General features: G+C 68.9%; 16 protein-coding genes and 1 pseudogene. 7 read left to right on the top strand and 10 right to left on the bottom strand.

Annotated elements, in window-relative coordinates:
• Positions 1-11 precede the first annotated feature (11 nt).
• Together ABD116_RS07080 and ABD116_RS07075 are read left to right on the top strand one after the other, a co-directional pair.
• Positions 12-848, top strand: coding sequence for an alpha/beta fold hydrolase (locus tag ABD116_RS07080; RefSeq protein WP_343966102.1), 837 nt, complete (start codon positions 12-14; stop codon positions 846-848).
• A gap of 47 nt (positions 849-895) precedes the next feature.
• Entirely contained in the window at positions 896-2,350 is a 1,455-nt protein-coding gene (locus tag ABD116_RS07075; RefSeq protein WP_343966100.1) for a glycosyltransferase family 87 protein, read from the top strand.
• 28 nt (positions 2,351-2,378) lie between these two features.
• On the opposite strand, the gene ABD116_RS07070 is transcribed toward ABD116_RS07075, so the two are convergent.
• Positions 2,379-3,308, bottom strand: a complete 930-nt coding sequence (locus ABD116_RS07070) for a threonine ammonia-lyase (protein ID WP_343966098.1) — start codon at positions 3,306-3,308, stop codon at positions 2,379-2,381.
• A gap of 43 nt (positions 3,309-3,351) precedes the next feature.
• Here ABD116_RS07070 and ABD116_RS07065 point away from each other — a divergent pair, with 43 nt between their 5' ends.
• Positions 3,352-3,813, top strand: coding sequence for a hypothetical protein (locus tag ABD116_RS07065; protein ID WP_343966096.1), 462 nt, complete (start codon positions 3,352-3,354; stop codon positions 3,811-3,813).
• Here the strand turns inward: ABD116_RS07065 and ABD116_RS07060 are convergent.
• The 6 genes and pseudogenes from ABD116_RS07060 to ABD116_RS07040 all read right to left on the bottom strand — a co-directional run bounded on the left by ABD116_RS07060 (position 3,806) and on the right by ABD116_RS07040 (position 8,429).
• Positions 3,806-4,084 carry a WhiB family transcriptional regulator gene (locus ABD116_RS07060; RefSeq protein WP_343966094.1) on the bottom strand — a complete coding sequence of 93 codons (279 nt, stop codon included), beginning with the start codon at positions 4,082-4,084 and terminating at the stop codon, positions 3,806-3,808. The two genes, ABD116_RS07065 and ABD116_RS07060, sit on opposite strands and share 8 nt — an antisense overlap.
• A gap of 79 nt (positions 4,085-4,163) precedes the next feature.
• Complete coding sequence (locus ABD116_RS07055) at positions 4,164-5,021, bottom strand: ATP-grasp domain-containing protein (RefSeq protein ID WP_343966091.1); 858 nt, start codon at positions 5,019-5,021, stop codon at positions 4,164-4,166.
• Between the two features lie 5 nt (positions 5,022-5,026).
• Entirely contained in the window at positions 5,027-5,941 is a 915-nt protein-coding gene (locus tag ABD116_RS07050) for a glycosyltransferase 87 family protein (RefSeq protein ID WP_343966089.1), read from the bottom strand.
• A gap of 168 nt (positions 5,942-6,109) precedes the next feature.
• Positions 6,110-6,406, bottom strand: a pseudogene (locus ABD116_RS41910) (MptA/MptB family glycosyltransferase); the annotation flags it as partial.
• A gap of 80 nt (positions 6,407-6,486) precedes the next feature.
• Positions 6,487-7,767 (bottom strand): DUF2064 domain-containing protein, encoded by a 1,281-nt coding sequence (locus tag ABD116_RS07045; RefSeq protein ID WP_343966087.1) that lies wholly within the window; start codon positions 7,765-7,767, stop codon positions 6,487-6,489.
• The gene (locus ABD116_RS07040) at positions 7,764-8,429 is read right to left on the bottom strand and encodes a glycosyltransferase family 2 protein (RefSeq protein ID WP_343966085.1); all 666 of its coding nucleotides are present in this window, start codon (positions 8,427-8,429) and stop codon (positions 7,764-7,766) included. The genes ABD116_RS07045 and ABD116_RS07040 overlap by 4 nt, the downstream gene beginning before the upstream one ends.
• Before the next feature lie 122 nt (positions 8,430-8,551).
• Between ABD116_RS07040 and ABD116_RS07035 the strand changes: the two genes are divergently transcribed.
• Together ABD116_RS07035 and ABD116_RS07030 are read left to right on the top strand one after the other, a co-directional pair.
• Positions 8,552-9,250: a response regulator transcription factor gene (locus ABD116_RS07035; RefSeq protein WP_343966083.1), complete on the top strand. Its 699-nt coding sequence runs from the start codon at positions 8,552-8,554 to the stop codon at positions 9,248-9,250.
• Positions 9,247-10,410: a sensor histidine kinase gene (locus ABD116_RS07030; RefSeq protein WP_343966080.1), complete on the top strand. Its 1,164-nt coding sequence runs from the start codon at positions 9,247-9,249 to the stop codon at positions 10,408-10,410. Before ABD116_RS07035 ends, ABD116_RS07030 begins: the two co-directional genes overlap by 4 nt.
• Positions 10,411-10,480: 70 nt before the next feature.
• Here the strand turns inward: ABD116_RS07030 and ABD116_RS07025 are convergent, their stop codons facing one another.
• A complete protein-coding gene (locus ABD116_RS07025) occupies positions 10,481-10,924 on the bottom strand; it encodes a MerR family transcriptional regulator (RefSeq protein ID WP_343966078.1) in 444 nt (147 codons plus the stop codon).
• A 113-nt stretch (positions 10,925-11,037) separates the two neighbouring features.
• Here ABD116_RS07025 and ABD116_RS07020 point away from each other — a divergent pair, with 113 nt between their 5' ends.
• Positions 11,038-11,745, top strand: a complete 708-nt coding sequence (locus tag ABD116_RS07020; protein ID WP_343966076.1) for an SDR family oxidoreductase — start codon at positions 11,038-11,040, stop codon at positions 11,743-11,745.
• A 28-nt stretch (positions 11,746-11,773) separates the two neighbouring features.
• Here ABD116_RS07020 and ABD116_RS07015 read toward each other — a convergent pair whose 3' ends face one another.
• On the bottom strand, positions 11,774-11,962 hold the full coding sequence (locus ABD116_RS07015) for an MmyB family transcriptional regulator (protein WP_343966074.1): 189 nt from the start codon (positions 11,960-11,962) through the stop codon (positions 11,774-11,776).
• Positions 11,963-12,033: 71 nt separating this feature from the next.
• On the opposite strand from ABD116_RS07015, the gene ABD116_RS07010 reads away from it, so the two are divergent.
• The gene (locus ABD116_RS07010; protein WP_343966072.1) at positions 12,034-12,789 is read left to right on the top strand and encodes a class I SAM-dependent methyltransferase; all 756 of its coding nucleotides are present in this window, start codon (positions 12,034-12,036) and stop codon (positions 12,787-12,789) included.
• Between the two features lie 60 nt (positions 12,790-12,849).
• Here the strand turns inward: ABD116_RS07010 and ABD116_RS07005 are convergent, their stop codons facing one another.
• Positions 12,850-16,614, bottom strand: a complete 3,765-nt coding sequence (locus ABD116_RS07005; protein WP_343966070.1) for a S8 family serine peptidase — start codon at positions 16,612-16,614, stop codon at positions 12,850-12,852.
• Positions 16,615-16,702: the final 88 nt, after the last annotated feature.

Below are 16,702 nucleotides of genomic sequence, written 5' to 3'. Positions count from 1 at the left end.
CCGGAGGGACGATGCTCGACTATCTGACAGGCACCGGCGGTCGCCGGCTGGACTACGTACGGCGTGGGCGGGGTGCGCCGCTGTTGCTGATCCAGGGGATGGGTGCCCATCACGCGATGTGGGGCCAGGAGTTGCTGTCGCTGCTGGAGCCGGAATTCGACATCGTCGCGTACGACCATCGGGGGGTCGGGCGCGGCGACCGGGCGGACGAGGCGTTCAGTACGGCCGACCTGGCCGAGGATGCGGCCGCAGTGATCGCGTCGCTCGGGTGGAGTGACGCACTGGTGTTCGGGATCTCGCTCGGAGGGATGGTGGCGCAGGAACTCGTCCTGCGCCACCCGGAGCTGGTCAGGGCGCTGGCGATCGGCTGTACCTGGGCAGGCGGGCCGGATGGGGTGATGTCCGAGACATCCCGGCGCATGGTCGAGGCCTTCGCGACCAGGGACCCGGACCATGCGACCAAGACGAGCTTCGAGGCCAACTTCTCCCGGCGGTTCGCGGCGGAGACACCGGGACTGCTCGAGACCTACCAGAGCCGCGCACTCTCGGTGAAGGTCCCGGTACCGGTCATACAGATGCAGTGGCAGGCAGCGCTCGCCCATGACACCGGCGACAGGCTCGGTACCGTCACCAGGCCGACCACGGTCCTGCACGGTACTGCGGACGCCGGCATCCCAGTAGTGAACGGGCACCGACTGGCCGGCTTGATCCCAGGCGCTCAGTTGGAGCTGTTCGACGGCGCCGGGCACCTGTTCTGGTGGGAGGACCCCGCCCGTGCCGCTGCCGCCCTGACCCAGCTGGAGAGACGCGCGGCTGACCGCAATGACGCACGGGGGTGGACAACCTAGGTAACCTGGCGGGCGCCGCCTGCCGGGCGGCCGACGGATAGGAGAGTATGGCCACCGTGACGCCACCTAGTGCCCAGGACTCGCAACGACGGCCTGAGGTCGAACCGGCCGTCGCGCGTCTGACTGTCGGCCTCGGCGGTCCCACCGGCAAGTTCGCCCGGCTCAGCTCGTCCTGGTGGACGCCGCTGCGGATCGCGCTCGCGGTGTGCTGCATCACCTTCGCGCTGGGCGTCCTGCAGAAGGCGCCCTGCATGGAGGACGGCTGGAACCGGCAGAGCTGGCGGCCGTTCCAGGCGCTGTGCTACTCCGACATCGGCTACCTCTACCAGGAGCGCGGGTTCGCCGAGGGCAACCGGCCGTTCCTCGACACCGGCAACTACCCGGTGCTGGAGTACCCGGTGCTCACCGGTGGCTTCATGGAGGTCGCGGCCAAGATCACCTGGGTCTTCACCGGCGACCCGAAGAAGGACGTGACCGAGGCGCAGAAACGCGACACGGCCGGCGTCTTCTTCGTCGTCAACGTCGCGATGCTCTTCCTCTGCGCGCTGATCCTGGTCGGCCTGACGGTGGCGACGGCGCGCGGGGTGGCCAAACGCCAGGGCGGGGCTCGCGGGCAGCCGATGATCGCCCTGTACGTCGCCGCTGCGCCGGTACTGGCCTTCACCTCCACGATCAACTGGGACCTGTTCGCGGTCGTACTGACTGCGGGCGCGATGTATGCGTGGTCGCGGGGCAAGCCGATCTGGTTCGGCATCCTGCTCGGGCTGGGGACGGCGGCGAAGTTCTACCCGTTCCTGCTGCTCGGGCCGCTGCTGATCGTGTGCCTGCGCGGGCGGAAGCTGTGGCAGTGGTTCCTCGCGCTGGTGGCGACGGGGTTCAGCTGGGGGCTGGTCAACGCGCCGATCTACCTGCTGGCGAAGAACGAGTGGCTGTCGTTCTGGGTCTTCAACGACGAGCGCGAGAGCGACTACGGCTCGATCTGGTACGTCCTGAAGCTGGCCAAGCACGAGGTCGCCGACGTCAACCAGCTCAATATCGTCATCTTCGCCGGGCTGTGTCTCTCGATCGCGATCCTCGGGCTGATGGCGCCGCGGCCGCCGCGGTTCGCGCAACTGGCGTTCCTGGTGGTGGCCGCGTTCCTGCTGGTCAACAAGGTGTACTCACCGCAGTACGTGCTCTGGCTGCTGCCGCTGGTCGCCCTGGCCCGCCCGAAGCTGCGCGACTGGCTGATCTGGCAGGCGTGCGAATCGTTCTACTGGATGATGGTCTGGCTGCATCTGGCCCAGTACCTGGCGCCCGGAGACCCGAACCAGCCGGACAAGATCTACTGGCTGTCCGTCGTACTCCGCATGGCCGGCACCCTCTGGCTGATGCTGGTAGTAGCCCGCGACATCCTCCTCCCAGAAAACGACCCAGTCCGCCAAGGCGACCTGGTCAACGACCCCGGCGACGGCGTAATCCCCGACGCCCCACCACGCCAGCTAGACCCCGTCCACGCGTAGCAACGCAGCCGGCTCGCTGGCGGATCAGTCAGAGGGCGAGCTTCGCGACGTCGAGGTTCCCTCCGCTGACGACGCCGGCAGTCAGCGTGCCCAGCTCGACCTTGCCTTCCAGCAAAGCTGCGAAGGGTGCTGCCGCGGCAGGCTCGAGGGCGAGCTTCGTGCGGGACATGACCAATCGAGTCGCCTCGATGATCGACTCTTCGCTGACGCGGACCACCTGGTCGACGTACTGGGCGATGATCGCGTAGTTGTGGGTGCCGCAGACGGGAGCGGCGAGGCCGTCGGCGACGCTCTTGGCGGTTGGCAGCTTCTGCGGTGATCCGGCGGCGAGGCTGCGGCTGACGACGTCGGCGTTCTCCGGCTCGATCCCGATCACCCGGATGCTCGGCCGGATCAGCTTGAGCGCGAGCGCCACCCCCGAGATCAGTCCGCCGCCACCGACCGGCACGAGCACGGTATCCACCTCAGGACGATCGTCGAGGAGTTCCAGCGCGAGGCTGCCATGCCCGGCGATGACATCGAGATCGTCGAACGGGTGGACGCCGGTCAGCTTCCGTTCGTCCCGGATCGACTCGTAGGCGCCCATCAGATCGCCCTCGACCAGTTCGACCTGAGCTCCGTACGCCCGTGCCGCCGCGATCTTCGCCGGCACCGCCGTCTTGGCCATCACCACCGTCGCCGGCACTCCGGCATCCCGCGCCGCCCAGGCCAGCGCACCAGCAGCGTTGCCCGCCGAGACGGTGATGACGCCACGTTCGCGTTCCTCCGCGGTCAGCTTGAGCGTCTTGTTGAGCAGTCCGCGCACCTTGAAGCTGCCCGTCTTCTGGAACAGCTCAGCCTTCAGCGTGAGCCGTCCACCGAACAGCTCATCGAGCGCCGACGACTCGACCATCGGCGTGCGATGAATCCGCCCGTGCAGTCCCGCAGCGGCAGTACGAACGTCCTCGATGGTCGGCATACCGCAGACATTAACTGGACCTGGGCCGCGAGATGATTGACCCATGACCGCGCCACTGCCCATGCCGGCCTACCGTCCACGTCTCACCCGCACGCTTGGCGTCGAGCAGGGCGGCGACTGGCGGGTCAGGGTGACCGGCATCTCGGCTACCGGAGTACTGCCGGATGCTGCCGCCCAGGAGGCGGCCCTGGACGCAGCGGACAAGCTCCTCCCACCAGTGACGGCTGAGCGACCCGGCATGGCGTTCCTGATCGTCCACACCGGCACCGAGGCGCTCTGGGGCATCCTCGGCTGGTGGGAGCTCGACATCCTGTACGTGCGCTCCCTGCGCGCAGACCTCGGTACTACGGACTTCCACCTGGTGCCGCCGGACGGTCCGACCGCGTGTGCGTGGGAGCTGCTCGTAGTGGACCAGGAGCGGCAGTCCTGGGTCGCGCATGTGCTCTCTCGGCCGCATGACCCGGACTACGACGGCTACCTCAGCGTCAACCTCGGCCTCAGCTGACCGCGCTCTCCGGAGCGGCCGCTGTCTCCGGGTGCCCACGCCGGCGGCCGTAGAGCAGGCGCTGGCCGGCGGCGGTACCGGTGAACTTCTCCCGGCGCGCCCAGGCGTGGCACTCGTCGATCACGGGGCAGCTGCTCAGGCAGAGCTCGCGCGCCTTGCGCTGTTCCCAAGGCGATGCAGTCTCGTCGTACAAGGATGCTTGTCCGACGCAGGCTGCCTTGGTCATCCAGCGGTCCGCGGGGTCTGCGATCACTGTCAGGGTCGGCCTCATGACGCAAACGCTAGGCCCGCCCGGCAGGGTTCCGGAGCGCGTCTTACTATATGAGAGTTAGTCCACTTGAATACTGTACTTAAGCGGGCCTGAGCCGGTCGGCGACCGCGGTGGCGAAGCGGGTGGTCGCGTCGGGTGCCTCCGGGAGGAACAGGTACGGCTCGATCAGCTCGAGCTCCATCAGCAGGTAGCGGCCGTTGCTGACGATGCCGTCGACGCGGGCGTAGACGGGGGCCTTGCGGCTCTTGGCCGCCGCGATGGCCGCGATCGAGCCGTCGAGGACGGCCGCGGGCGGGTCGAGCAGCTCAGCCGTACCGCCGAAGTCGTGCTGCACCCGGTAGTCACCAGCTGCCGGGCGCTTCAGGACCGCGTGGCTGAACTCGCCGCCGAAGAAGATCAGCGACCACTCGCCCTCGCTCTGGATCTCCGGCTGGAACGGCTGCACGAGGTAGACGTCGTCGGGCAGGTCCTCGATCGCGTCGCTGAGCGCGGTCGAGCCAGCCGTGCCGCGGATCGTGTTGTGGGCCGTCGCGCTGACGGTCGGCTTGATCACGATCTCCTGGCCGTCCAGCCCGCCGACGACCTCGCGCAGGCAGGCGCCGGCCGCGACCTGCGACGGCACGATCGCGACGCCGCGCTCGCGCAGCTCGAGCAGGTAGCGCTTGTCGGCGTTCCAGCGGACCAGGCCGGCCTCGTTGAGGAGCGGGACGCCGGCCTTGTCGAGCTGGCCGAGCCACTCGGTGAACTCGAGGTAGCGCCGGTGGTAGTCCCAGACGGCGCGCAGCAGCACCGCGTCGTACGAGGACCAGTCGACCGACGGATCGGTCCACACCTCGGCCACCGGGTCGAGCCCGGCGTCGCGGAGGGCGGCCGCGAGCGGCAGGTCGTGCGGGTGCAGCTCGGCGTGGTCGGCCGAATTAACCAGAGCGATTCTCACGTCGCTCAGTGTTGGCGTGCCCCGATCGGTTCGTCAAACCGGATTGGTGTGGCGCTGCGCTGACGCAGCGTGATCGCGATGACAACGATGACAAGGGCCGCCGCGTAGATCAGGCCCTGGCGCTGGTCGTGGCCGAAGCTGGCGTAGGCGAGGTAGGCCGCGACCGGTACGACGAGCCACTCGAACCTGTTGGCCAGTACGGCGAGGGCGATCAAGGGGAGTCCGTACCAGGGGTAGGTCGGTGTGGTGACGAGCAGCGCGGCGCCGTACAGCCAGCAGCAGGTGACGGCGATCGGCTCGCGGCCCTGGCGCTGCAGGGCGACGATGGCGAGCGTCACCGCGAGTAGGCCGGCGGCGAGCTGGCGGGCCTCAGGAGGCAACAGCAGCGCGAGAATCGCCGAGCGGGAGCTGCCGTCGTCGAAGCCTTCCTGGGTGAGGTAGCCGGGGAGGAAGCCGATCACCAGGGTGCCTGCGGCGAGCAGGTGGGGGATGTAGCTGGCGACGAAGGTGCCGATGGCAACCAGCGGCGTACGGAGGTCTCTCTTCTTGATTGCGGTGAAGGCGGGGAGCAGGAGGAGGGGCAGGAGTTTGGTGGCCGCGGCGGCGCCGAGGAGTAGTCCTGCGAGGATCGGTCGGCGGCGGGCTGCTACGGCTACTGCGGCTGCGATGAGGAGGGCTGAGAGCACGTCGACGTGGGCTGCGCTGCCTGCCTCCAGGACCACTATCGGTGACCAACCCCACAGGAGAGCCCAGCGTGGATCGCGGTTGGTGCGCTTGAGTTGGCTAGCCAGGAGCGCGGTCAGGGCGACGGCGAGTGCTGCAGCCGCTACCTGGAGTCCGAACGTGCCTGCCGACCAGGGGGTGACCAGGGCGACTGCGGCGAAGTAGGCCTGAGCCACTGGCGGGTAAATGGTCGGCACGCGCGGCCGGTTGATTTTCGTCCGCGGATCATCGGCCGAAGCTGCCGCTAGAGCCGCCGGGTCGCGCGGTACCCGTGGTGGTCCGGTCACCCCAGACCGCTCATCTGCTGTCAGCCCAGGAAACAGCACTGGATCCCTCAGACGAGCCAACTCATCAGCCAGCGGCACATGGCTGTAGGGCGAACTACCAGACAGCTGCACCCGCCCATCCCACACATACCGATAAGCGTCGGTACTAGTGATCGGTGCCCTAAACAACCCAGGCACCTGACAAACAGCCGCCACCGCCACCACAGCCAGCACCACGCGCCCCCCAGCCGGCCGCCTGGTCACCAGCCACCCAACACCACCCACCACCAAGCACCCACCCACCAACACCGCATTCGGCCACCACCCAGCAGCCTCCGCTGCGAGAACGCCAACCGACACAGCAACAGCGACGCAGCCGCCGACCGCCAGCCCCATCCCGCCCCGGCCGACCCCCGCCCCGCCCCGGCGGACGCGCGCTGCGCGCCAGCGAGGCCTGGCTGCCTCCTCCGATGCCTTCATCGGTAGGACGCCTGGCGGAGGGTTGCGGGGGCTCGGCGGAAGGCCAGGAAGGCTCGGTGCGGGGTGCGCCAGTCTTCAGTGGCTAGGAGGTCTGCGGCGAGGGCGTGGCGCAGTACTGCCCGGGTGCCGACCCTTGCCCAGGGCAAAGGTCTTGAGCGACGGCCGCCGTCAGCGTGCAGGATGATCGGAGCGGTGTCATCGAGGTTGTCGTCGGGGTCGACTTCAACCAGCACCAGACCGTCGGGCCGGACCAGCTCCGCGCAACGGCGAAGCAGCAGCGCGGGCGCTCCACCGATGCCGATGTTGCCGTCCATCAAGAGAACGCTTCCCCAGCGCCCCTCGCCCGGCAGCGGTTCCTGCACCGGACGCCGGAGCGCAGGAGCACCTCGGTTGGTGGTCAGCAGGACAGCCTCCGCCGAGATATCGACCCCGAGCGCCGGAATCCCGCGCTCCGCCAGCGCCGTGACGATCCGCCCCGGCCCGCACCCGATATCGAGCACCGGCCCCTCACACCGACTCAGCGCCAACCGATCCACCTCATCCGCCGGCGCCTGCCAGCGATCCACCTCGCACAACGACGGCACCTGCTGCCCATCGATGCCAGTGGCAACCACCCGCGCCCCAGAGAGGGCCTTCTCGAACAACAACCCCGGCGACGCCGAATGCTGCAACCGCCCATGCAACCGCGACATCCGCAGCGCCGGGAAGCACGCCGCCAACACCGCCGCATCCTCCGGCGTATCCATGTCCCGCAACATCGGCAGCAACAACACCTTGTACCCGAGCAACCGCAACCGAGCCAGCTGATCCGCCCCGGTGTGATCAGTGGACATCGGTACGCCGACCAGCGCCCGCCGGTCCGGTTGACGCAACCCGAGAGCCCAGTAGCCACCGTCCTCGGTCAACCCCAGCACAGCGTCGTGATCGGCCCAGTCGACGTCCAGCAGCTCCCGGGTGATCTGAGGGGTGTCCATACCGACCAGCAGCATCGGCCCACCGGCGTACGCGTCCTCGAACGCCTCTGCGAGCCGCTCTGCCAGCCCATCACCCCGCTGCTCGACTACCTCGAAGCCGCTGGGCAACCACGGTCCGCTCTGCCCGTCCAGGGCGAGCACGTACCGGCGTACCGGCGTATCGCGGACCGCTGCAAGGGTGTCGGCCAGCGAGGCCCGGGCAAGCGCTGCCGCCTCCGCAGGGGTGAACTCGGTCTGCAGGCGCGTCTTCACTCGCCCCGCGACCGGCTCCTTGGCGATCACGATCAGCGTGTCCGCCTTCACGCCGACAGCACCTTCGACATGTCCAGCACGGCCCGCGCGGCGCCCAGCGGCGTACCGGTCACCTTCGAGCGCCCAGAGCGCGGCAGGTAGTCCACATCGACCTCCGCGATCCGCCACCCCGCGTCTGCCGCCTTCACGACCGTCTCCAGCGGATACCCCGACCGCCGGTCGAGCAGATCCAACCCCAGTAAGGGCTCCCGTCGCGCTGCCCGCATCGGCCCAAGATCCCTGAGCTGTACGCCGGTACGCCGACGCACCCGCCTCGACAGCTCCGCATTCGCCAGCCGCAGATGCCACGGCCACACGTTGCGCGACACCGGCCGCCTCCTGCCGAGCATGAGGTCGATCTGCCCGGACAGCACGGGTGCAGTCACCCGGACGAGCTGCCGCGGATCCAGGGATGCGTCCGCATCGAGGAAGGCGACCACTGGCGCAGTACTGGCCTCTAGACCCGCATGGCAAGCGGCGCCGTACCCGCGGACCTCGCACGGCACCACTAGCGCTCCCAGCCGGGCAGCGATCTCCGCGGACCCGTCGGTGGAGCCGTTGTCGACGACAACGGCCCGTACTCCGGCCGGCAGCCGGGTGAGCACCCAGGGCAGAGCGGCGGCCTCGTTGAGGCACGGGAGGATGAGATCGACTTCGGCGTCTACTGGCTGCACTCTTCGACCGTAGGGAGGATCGACCGGTTTCAGGGGCCAGTACCGGATACAGCTCGCTTACGTCCCACTCCATAGCGGGCCAGGTGGCGCATTCGGCCAGATGGACGATCTACGCTCGACCAGTGGCTACTCGTGTGCTCGTGGTGGACGACGACCCGACCGTGTCGAACGTCGTCTCGGCGTACCTGACCAAGGCGGGGTACGACGCCCGCGTGGTCGCCGACGGCGTGATGGCGGTCGAGGTGTGGCAGCAGTGGAAGCCGTCGGTCGTAGTACTGGACGTGATGCTGCCCGGACTGTCCGGTCTGGAGGTACTGCGCCGGATGCGTGCCGCCGACGACGGCGCCGCCGTGATCATGCTGTCGGCCCGGGGTGAGGAAGAGGACCGTCTGGTCGGGCTGGAGTTCGGCGCGGACGACTACGTGGTCAAGCCGTTCAGCCCACGCGAACTGACGCTGCGCGTGCAGGCGATGCTGCGGCGGGAGGAACGGCTGGCCGGGCTGGACCTGACGCCGACCAAGCTCCGCGCCGGGCCGATCACGGTCGATACCGCTGCCCGGATCGCCACTCTTGACGGTGCCGCGTTGTCGTTGACGCATCGCGAGTTCGATCTGCTGGCGTTCCTGGTGTCGCATCCGGGCAAGGCGTACACGAAGGCGGAGCTGCTGCGGCGGGTGTGGGGCTGGGACTTCGGCGACTCGTCGACGGTGACCGTGCACGTACGCCGGCTGCGCGAGAAGATCGAGGTGGATCCGTCGGATCCGCAGTTGGTGCTGACCGTGCCCCGGACGGGATACCGCTTCGCGGGTGAGGCCGAATGAACCGCGACCAGTTCACGATCCTCGCGCTCACCGCGGGCTGGACGCTGATCGTCGCGCTGCTCGGTGCGGCGGTGCTGTGGCGGTTCCGGCGCAAGTCGCTGCGGATCACGATCATCGTCGCCGGGCTGGTGCCGATGCTCGGTGCGCTTGCCGCGGTGACGCAGAGCGTGCAGGCGATGTTCATCTCGGCTCACGACTCGCTGGTGGTGCTGTGGACGCTAGCGTTCTCCGGGTTGCTGGGGCTGGCGATGTCGGTGCTGCTCGGGCACTGGATCAGTACCGGCTCACGTGACGTCGGACGACGGCTGCGGCACCTCGGTACGTCGTACGAGCCGGTCGAAGGCCTCGCGAACGTGCCTGCCGAGTTGGCGGCGATCACCGACGAGCTGGAGATGACTCGTCAGAAGCTTGCTGCGTCGAACGCGCGCGAGCGAGCGTTGGAGGCCAGCCGGCGCGAGCTGGTCGCCTTCATGTCACACGACCTCCGTACGCCGCTCGCTGGGCTGCGGGCTGTCTCGGAGGGGCTGGAGGACGGCGTCATCGACGACGTACCGGGTGCTCTGCGGCAGATGCGCGCGACGGTCGACCGGATGACCGGGCTGGTGGACGATCTCTTCGAACTGTCCCGCCTGTCCGCCGCGCCGCCGCCGCGGCGACGGTCGTCCGTGAGCCTGCGCGAACTGGCCGAGGACGTGGTGGGGGAGAGCTGCGAGCACGCCCGCTCGGAAGGCGTGTCGCTGACGGTGTCGACACCGTCCGACGACGACCGTCTCGCGGTCCACGGCGACGCGGACGAGCTGACCCGCGCGGTCACGAACCTCGTCGGCAACGCGATCCGCCACACCGAACACGGCGGCACCGTCAAGGTCATGGTCGCCCGCGAGGACGACGGCCGGGTCCGCCTGGCCGTCACCGACGGCTGCGGCGGCATCCCCGACGACGACCTCGACCGAGTCTTCGACATCGGCTGGCGAGGCGACGAACAACGCACCCCCGCCAACGGCCTGGCAACCACCAGCACCACCAGCAGCGGCGGCGGCCTGGGCCTCGCCATCGCCCGAGGCGTAGTCGAATCCCACGACGGCGAGATCGCAGTCACCAACATCCCCGGCGGCTGCACCTTCAAAATAGAACTCCCACCCGTAACCACCCCCTCCTAAAACCCCAACGCGCGGGGTTGGGTCGGTGGTGGGGGTGGTGGACTGTCGCCGGGTGGAGACCTACTGCTGGTCAGACTGTGACGGCGGCGGCTTCATCCACGGGCGTCGAATCTGCGCCCGCCTCGACGTACGGCGCCCAGGCGGGCTCTCGGAGGGCGGGGCAGTGTTCGGGGGTTGGGTGATTCGCGATGTGGATCATGCGGTCCAGCGCGTCGCGGGCGGCGGCGAGTTCCGTCATCGCGGTGGTGATGCGGTCGCGTTCGGCGGCGAGGAGTTCGAAGGACTCGGGTGTGGCGTGCCCGGCGTCGATGTAGGGCAGCAGCCGAACGATGGTCCGGCTGGGTAGGCCGGCGGTGAACAGCTGCTGGATCAGCTGGACCCGCTCAACGGCCGCCTCGGCGTAGACGCGCTGGCCGCTGGCGGTGCGTTCGGAGGCGAGCAGGCCCTGCTCCTCGTAGTACCGCAGTGCCCTGGTGCTGACTCCGGCTCGATCCGCGAGCTCGCCGATCCGCATCTTTTCCTCTCGGTGAACTGATCCGACTTGACCTTCACGTCAACGTCAGGTTCTAGCGTAGCCAGTGCCGGGTACGGCCCGGCCCCGACCTCTAGACAAGAGACTGGAAACCCATGAACGTCACCGACCAGATCGCCCTCGTCACCGGCGCCAACCGCGGCATCGGCCGTCAGTTCGTCCTCGAACTTCTCGAACGGGGGGCGAGCAAGGTCTACGCGACCGCTCGTCGTCCCGAGACACTCGACTTCGACGATCCCCGGGTGGTGCCGTTGCGGCTCGACCTGCTCGATCACGAGTCCGTCGTCGCGGCGGCGGCCGCCGCGGGGGATGTCAGCCTGCTGGTGAACAACGCCGGCATCACGACCGGCGCCCGCCTGGTCACCGGCGAGCTCGCCGAGATCCGGCGTGAGCTGGACACACACTTCTGGGGCACGCTCGACGTGATCCGGGTGTTCAGTCCGATCCTCGCCGCCAACGGCGGGGGCGCTGTCGTGAACGTTCTCTCGGCGCTGTCGTGGTTCGCCGCCCCGGGTGCCGGAGCATACGCCGTCGCCAAGGCAGCGGAGTGGAACATGACCAACGCCGTACGTCTCGAGCTCGCCGACCAGGGCACGCTCGTCCAGGGCGTTCACCTCGGCGCCGCCGACACGGACATGATGGCCGGGTACGACGGACCCAAGGTCGATCCGCGCGAGGTGACGCGCCGTGCGCTCGACGGCCTGTCCGCCGGTTCGATCGAGGTCGTCGTCGACGACTGGACGGCAATGGTGAAGTCCTCACTCGCCGGCGACCCGGCCCTGTTCTACCAGCAGCTCGCCTGACAGCCCCTGGATCCCGATCCCGTCGAGGTCAGGGTGCTGCGGTCACGGTTTCCAGGGACTGCAGCTTCTCGGCGCTCGGCGTGCCGGGTTCTGCCACGAAGACCAGCAGCTCCTGCCCCTCGTCGGGATCCACCAGGCGCTGGGCGTACAGCTCGAGTTCCCCCAGTACTGGATGGAGGTTGCCGCTGTTCTGTGGGCGGCCCCCTTGCAAAACCATTGGTGGACCGTCTTGCTCCGCTGATGTACTGACGTCCGACCGTGAGCCAGCCCCGTGTGGAGGTAGTTGTTGTGACGAGCTACAACGAGCTTGCCGAGGTGTACGAGTGGCTCATCTCGGATGCGAAGCTGACCCCGGCCGAGTTCGCTGCGTCGTTCGACGACGTCATCAGTCTGCTGCCGTCGAACGCTCGTGTCCTCGACTGTTCGTGTGGAACCGGACAGTTGGCGGTCGGCCTCGCCGGTCGTGGCATGCAGGTGGCCGCAACTGACGCCAGCGAAGCGATGGTTCGTCGTACTGCGGAGCTGGCTGAAGAATTCGGGGCATCCGTCCGGGCCGAGCGGGCGAGCTGGGAAGAGTTGCCCGACCATTTCGACGACGAGACCTTCGACATGGTGTTCTGCGTCGGCAACTCGCTGCACCACGCCGAGGGCGCGAGAGGCAGGGATGCTGCTCTGGAGTCGATGTCACGGCTTCTGCGCCCCGGCGGCCGCTTGGTACTTACCTCCCGCAACTGGGAACTGGTGCGGTCCAGAGGTTCCCGGCTGGATATCAGCGATCATCTTGTCCGCCGGAACGGGCGCGATGCCGTCGTGATCTACCGCTGGGACATTGCGTCGCAGTGGGAAGAGGAGCACCACATCGAGATCGCGATCGCACAAGTCGATGCGGCCGGGCCGGTTCTCGTCCGCTCGGAACTGCTGTCGTGCTGGCCCTACCGCCACGACGAACTCACAGCCGAGCTGCACCAGGCCGGACTCCGCACGGAACGCAGCACGTACAACCCCGAGGCCGAGAACTACACGGTCGTGGCGAGCAAGGCATAGCCAACGAGCTGACAGTCCGAGGAAGTGCGGGCGACCGGTGTCGCCGGTCGCCCGCCTGGATTATCTGAGGCCGAAGGCTCGGGTGATTGTTTGGGTGATGCCGCCGGCGTTGCGTTGTTTGGCGGTGACTCGGATCGACACCTGTCCGGCGCGCGGTGGCGCTTGCAGGCGCGTCTCCCAGCTGCCCTTGGTCTCCTTCAGTTGTAGGCGTTGCCAGGTTGTGCCGTCGTCGTACGAGACCTCCAGCCCGACCGAGACCACCTCGTCCTGCCGGGCACTGCTGCCCAGGACCACCGGCTTGATGGCGAAGAGCGAGTTTCGCTTTGCGCGGCCGGTTGCGTCGACGTCGACGGCGTAGTCGAGTTGGGCCAGTGGTAGCGGCTGGTTCTCCGCCTCGCTGGAGGTGAAGCTCCACTCGGTGTGCGTGGTCGTCGAGTACGGCGTCAGCTCGGCGTTTCCGATCGTGTCGGCCACCAGCCGGTACGGGCGCTTCTCGGGCGCCAGGTCGCCCACGCCGAAGTCCGGCCGCGGGCCGTTGCCGACCAGCTTCTCCTCACCCTGGTACAGGGCGAAGCTGCGTGTCATCAGCGAGTCGCCGCTGTGCGCGGACCCGCCGTCACCGAAGCCGGCGATCATGCCGCCCATCGCGTTGCCGACCCGGTGCGGGAGCTCGAACTCGAGCATCCGCGGCCGCACGATCGGGCCGAACCAGCGCTGACTCTGCACGCTGCGCGGCTGGTAGCTGGTGATGTCGGTGAACGTCGACCAGCCGTTGATCGAGGCGTACTGCTGCCACTTCGCGCCCGCCGACACCCAGTCCGTCCGGTGCCCGACCGCGGGCTTCGCCGGGAACCGCGGTACCCGGACCGACCCGAAGACGGCGTACGGGAAGGCCGCCGGCCAGTGCTCGTACGCCGGGCTGTCCTCGCGGCTCTCCACGACCTGCTGACCGTTCGGGGGCGCGAAGTCGTTGTCGATCCGGGCGAGGCTGCCGGGGTCGGTGGCCGCCGACGGGTCGTCCGGGACCTTGCCCTGGTGGTAGTCGACCAGGTCATACAGGTACGACGGCACCGGATTGGCCGCGACGGTCAGCTCGGTACGACGCGTGGCGAGCTTCTTGATCAGGGCCTCGCCGTCGTCGAGGGTGAGCGACGCCGTCGGGATCGGGCCGAGGGTCCGGCCGTCGGCTTCGCCGTACCAGTCGTTGTAGCGGCCGATGCCGTCGTTGACCACGAGCAGCATGGCCGCGCCGGCAGCGTGCGCCGCGGCGGCCCGGTCCGCGGGCGGTACGTCGATGCTGTTGCGGACGACGACCGCCTTGCCGCGCGCAGCCAGACCGGCGTACTCGGCAGGTGTGCCGGTACCGGCGAACACGGCCGTGACGCGCGTCGTGCCGGCGCGGAACGCCGGGGAGCCGGGCTGGACGAGCAGCGAGTCGTCGAGGCTGTGACCGCTGTAGCTGATCGTCAGCGGCGTCTGCTCGGCCCGGAACCGGGTGGTCAGCACGAAGCTGCCGGTGCGGACCTTGTTCTTCGTCGGCAGCGCCCAGAAGCTGTCGTACTCCGGCGGCGGCATGTAGATCTCGTGCAGCGCCGCCGTGTCGTCGGGGGTCGGCTGCGCCGAGGTGAACGACCGGAAGAGGTCGAACCTGCTCGTGGTGACGGTCGTCGGCTTGGGCGTGTCGACCTTGATCGGACGGCTCCGCGACGCGTCCAGGACGACGTCCCGGTCCCCGGTCAGGTCGACCTCCGGCGCGGTCAGGAAGGCCAGGCCGAGCGAGTGCGGGCCGTTGCTGCCAGGCACGTCCAGAGTCGAGATGATCGTGTACGAGCCGGGCGCCCAGCGGCTGGTGAGCTTGCCGTCCGCTGCCCACAGCACGGTGGACTTCCCGTCCGCGCCGGTGACCTCGACCTCGCCGCTGACCGGCTTGCCGGCCTGGTCCTTCAGATGGACGGTGAGGTTGTACTTCTTCGGCTCGACGGCCAGTCCGACGGCCGTGTGGACGGTGCCGGTCGCTGAAGTCGCGATGACCTGGGCGGCGTACTGGCCGGGAGCCAGTCCGTTCGGGTCTGCAGTGAAGCCGACTGAGGCGGTGCTTCGCGCAGGCACTGTCACCTGGGTAGCTGCGAGGCGGAAGATCCCGGCGTGGTCAGTGGACAGCCGCAGGGTGATCGGCAGCTCCGTGGTGTTGCGGTAGCTGATCTGCCGCTTCACCGGCGTCCGGGCCGGCTTCGGCGACCAGGGGACGAGCCCGGCGTCGACCGAGCCGGTGGCGATGACCTGGCCGTGCAGTGAGGCCGCCGCGACGTCCACGCGGCCAGTGCCTGCCTGGTACGCCGTGTACGCGGGCGTCAGCTTGCTGGTGCTCATCAGCGCGTCCTTGAGCTGCTGCCCGGTCCAGTCCGGGTGCTGCGCGGCGAGCAGGACAGCTGCGCCGGCGACGTGCGGAGCCGCCATCGACGTACCGCTGTCGGTCCGGTAGTAGCCCTCGCCGCCGTCGTTCGTGTACTGCGACCGCGCGGCCAGTACGTCGACGCCGGGTGCGGTCAGGTCAGGCTTGAGTCCGTCGTCCATCAGCCGCGGGCCGACGCTGGAGAAGTCGGCCAGTTGGTCCGAGCCGTCCACCGCGCCGACGGTCAGGGCGGCGTCCGCCGTACCGGGGGAGCTGACGCTGTACGGGTTGCTTCCCGAGTTGCCGGCGGCGATCACGAACAGGGCACCGGTCTCGGCGCTCAGCTCGTTCACGGCCTGGCTCAGCGGATCGTCCTGGGTGTGCCAGGCCGGCGTACCCAGGCTCATGTTGATCACCTTGGCGTGCTCGGTCCGCGCCGCCCACTCCATCCCGGCGATGATGCCGGAGATCGGGCCGGAGCCGCTGTCGCCGAGCACCTTGCCCACGATGAGATCGGCGTCTGGCGCGACGCCACGCTCCTTGCCGTCCGAGGCCGCGCCGGTACCGGCGACAGTCGACGCGGTGTGCGTGCCGTGACCGTTGCGGTCGACGACGTCCTCACCGGCCACGAAGCTCTTGGTTGCCACGATCCGCTGTGCCAGGTCCGGGTGCCCCAGGTCCACGCCGGAGTCCAGTACCGCGACCCGTACGCCCGTACCGGTCACTCCCGCTGCCCACGCCGCGGGCGCGCCGATCTGTGCGGTGGTGTCCGCGAGCATCGTCCGCGCCTTGCTGTCTAGCCAGACCTTGCCGATCCCCGCCGCGAACGAGGGCGCGGCGGCAGTGCTCGCCTTTGCCCGTACGCCGCTCGGCCCGGTCAGCGCCGACCAGAGCGCGGCCGCTTCCCCCTTCTCGGCCTTGACGGCCGCTCCGTCGACCGACGGCAGATCGAGCGTGGTGGTCGTGCCTGGCAGCGCCGAGCGGCGCACGGACTTGGCGGCCGCGCTGGGCGAGCCCGTGAGGACCAGCGGGAGGTCCTTGCTCCGGGCGTTGTCGTACCCCTGGGCCACCAGCTCGCTGACGTTGAACAGCTGCTTGTCGAGCTGCCCGGTCGCCAGGTACGGCATCGCGGCGCCGGGGTAGACGAACGTGTCGCCGTTCTCGACGCTGACCCGTACCGGTCCGGTCGATCGCGGAGCGCGTACGACGGCCTGCACCGACACCGCCCGCCCGGGACCGGGCGCGACCGTGACCTTGTCGCCGGTGATGAGCGTGAGGTCGAGGGGTGTCCCTGCGGTCGCGCCGTCGGCGGTGGGGAGTGCTGGGGGAGGTGCGGCGGGAGGTGCGGCGCCAGCCGTCGTCGGAGTTGCGAGACCGGCGACGAGGAGAAGCGCTGCGGCCGGCACGAGCAGCCGACGGGCAGAAGAATGCATGGAGTCCTCCGGTGATCAGGGGTGACCGAATCTGATCAGCACCGGGGACAGGAGTAAACGAATTGCCCGTTTCCGCCAGCAACACCCC

The sequence above is a fragment of the Kribbella koreensis genome (assembly GCF_039525325.1).
GTDB classification, from domain to species: domain Bacteria; phylum Actinomycetota; class Actinomycetes; order Propionibacteriales; family Kribbellaceae; genus Kribbella; species Kribbella koreensis.
This window is presented reverse-complemented; position numbering and strand designations above follow the sequence as displayed.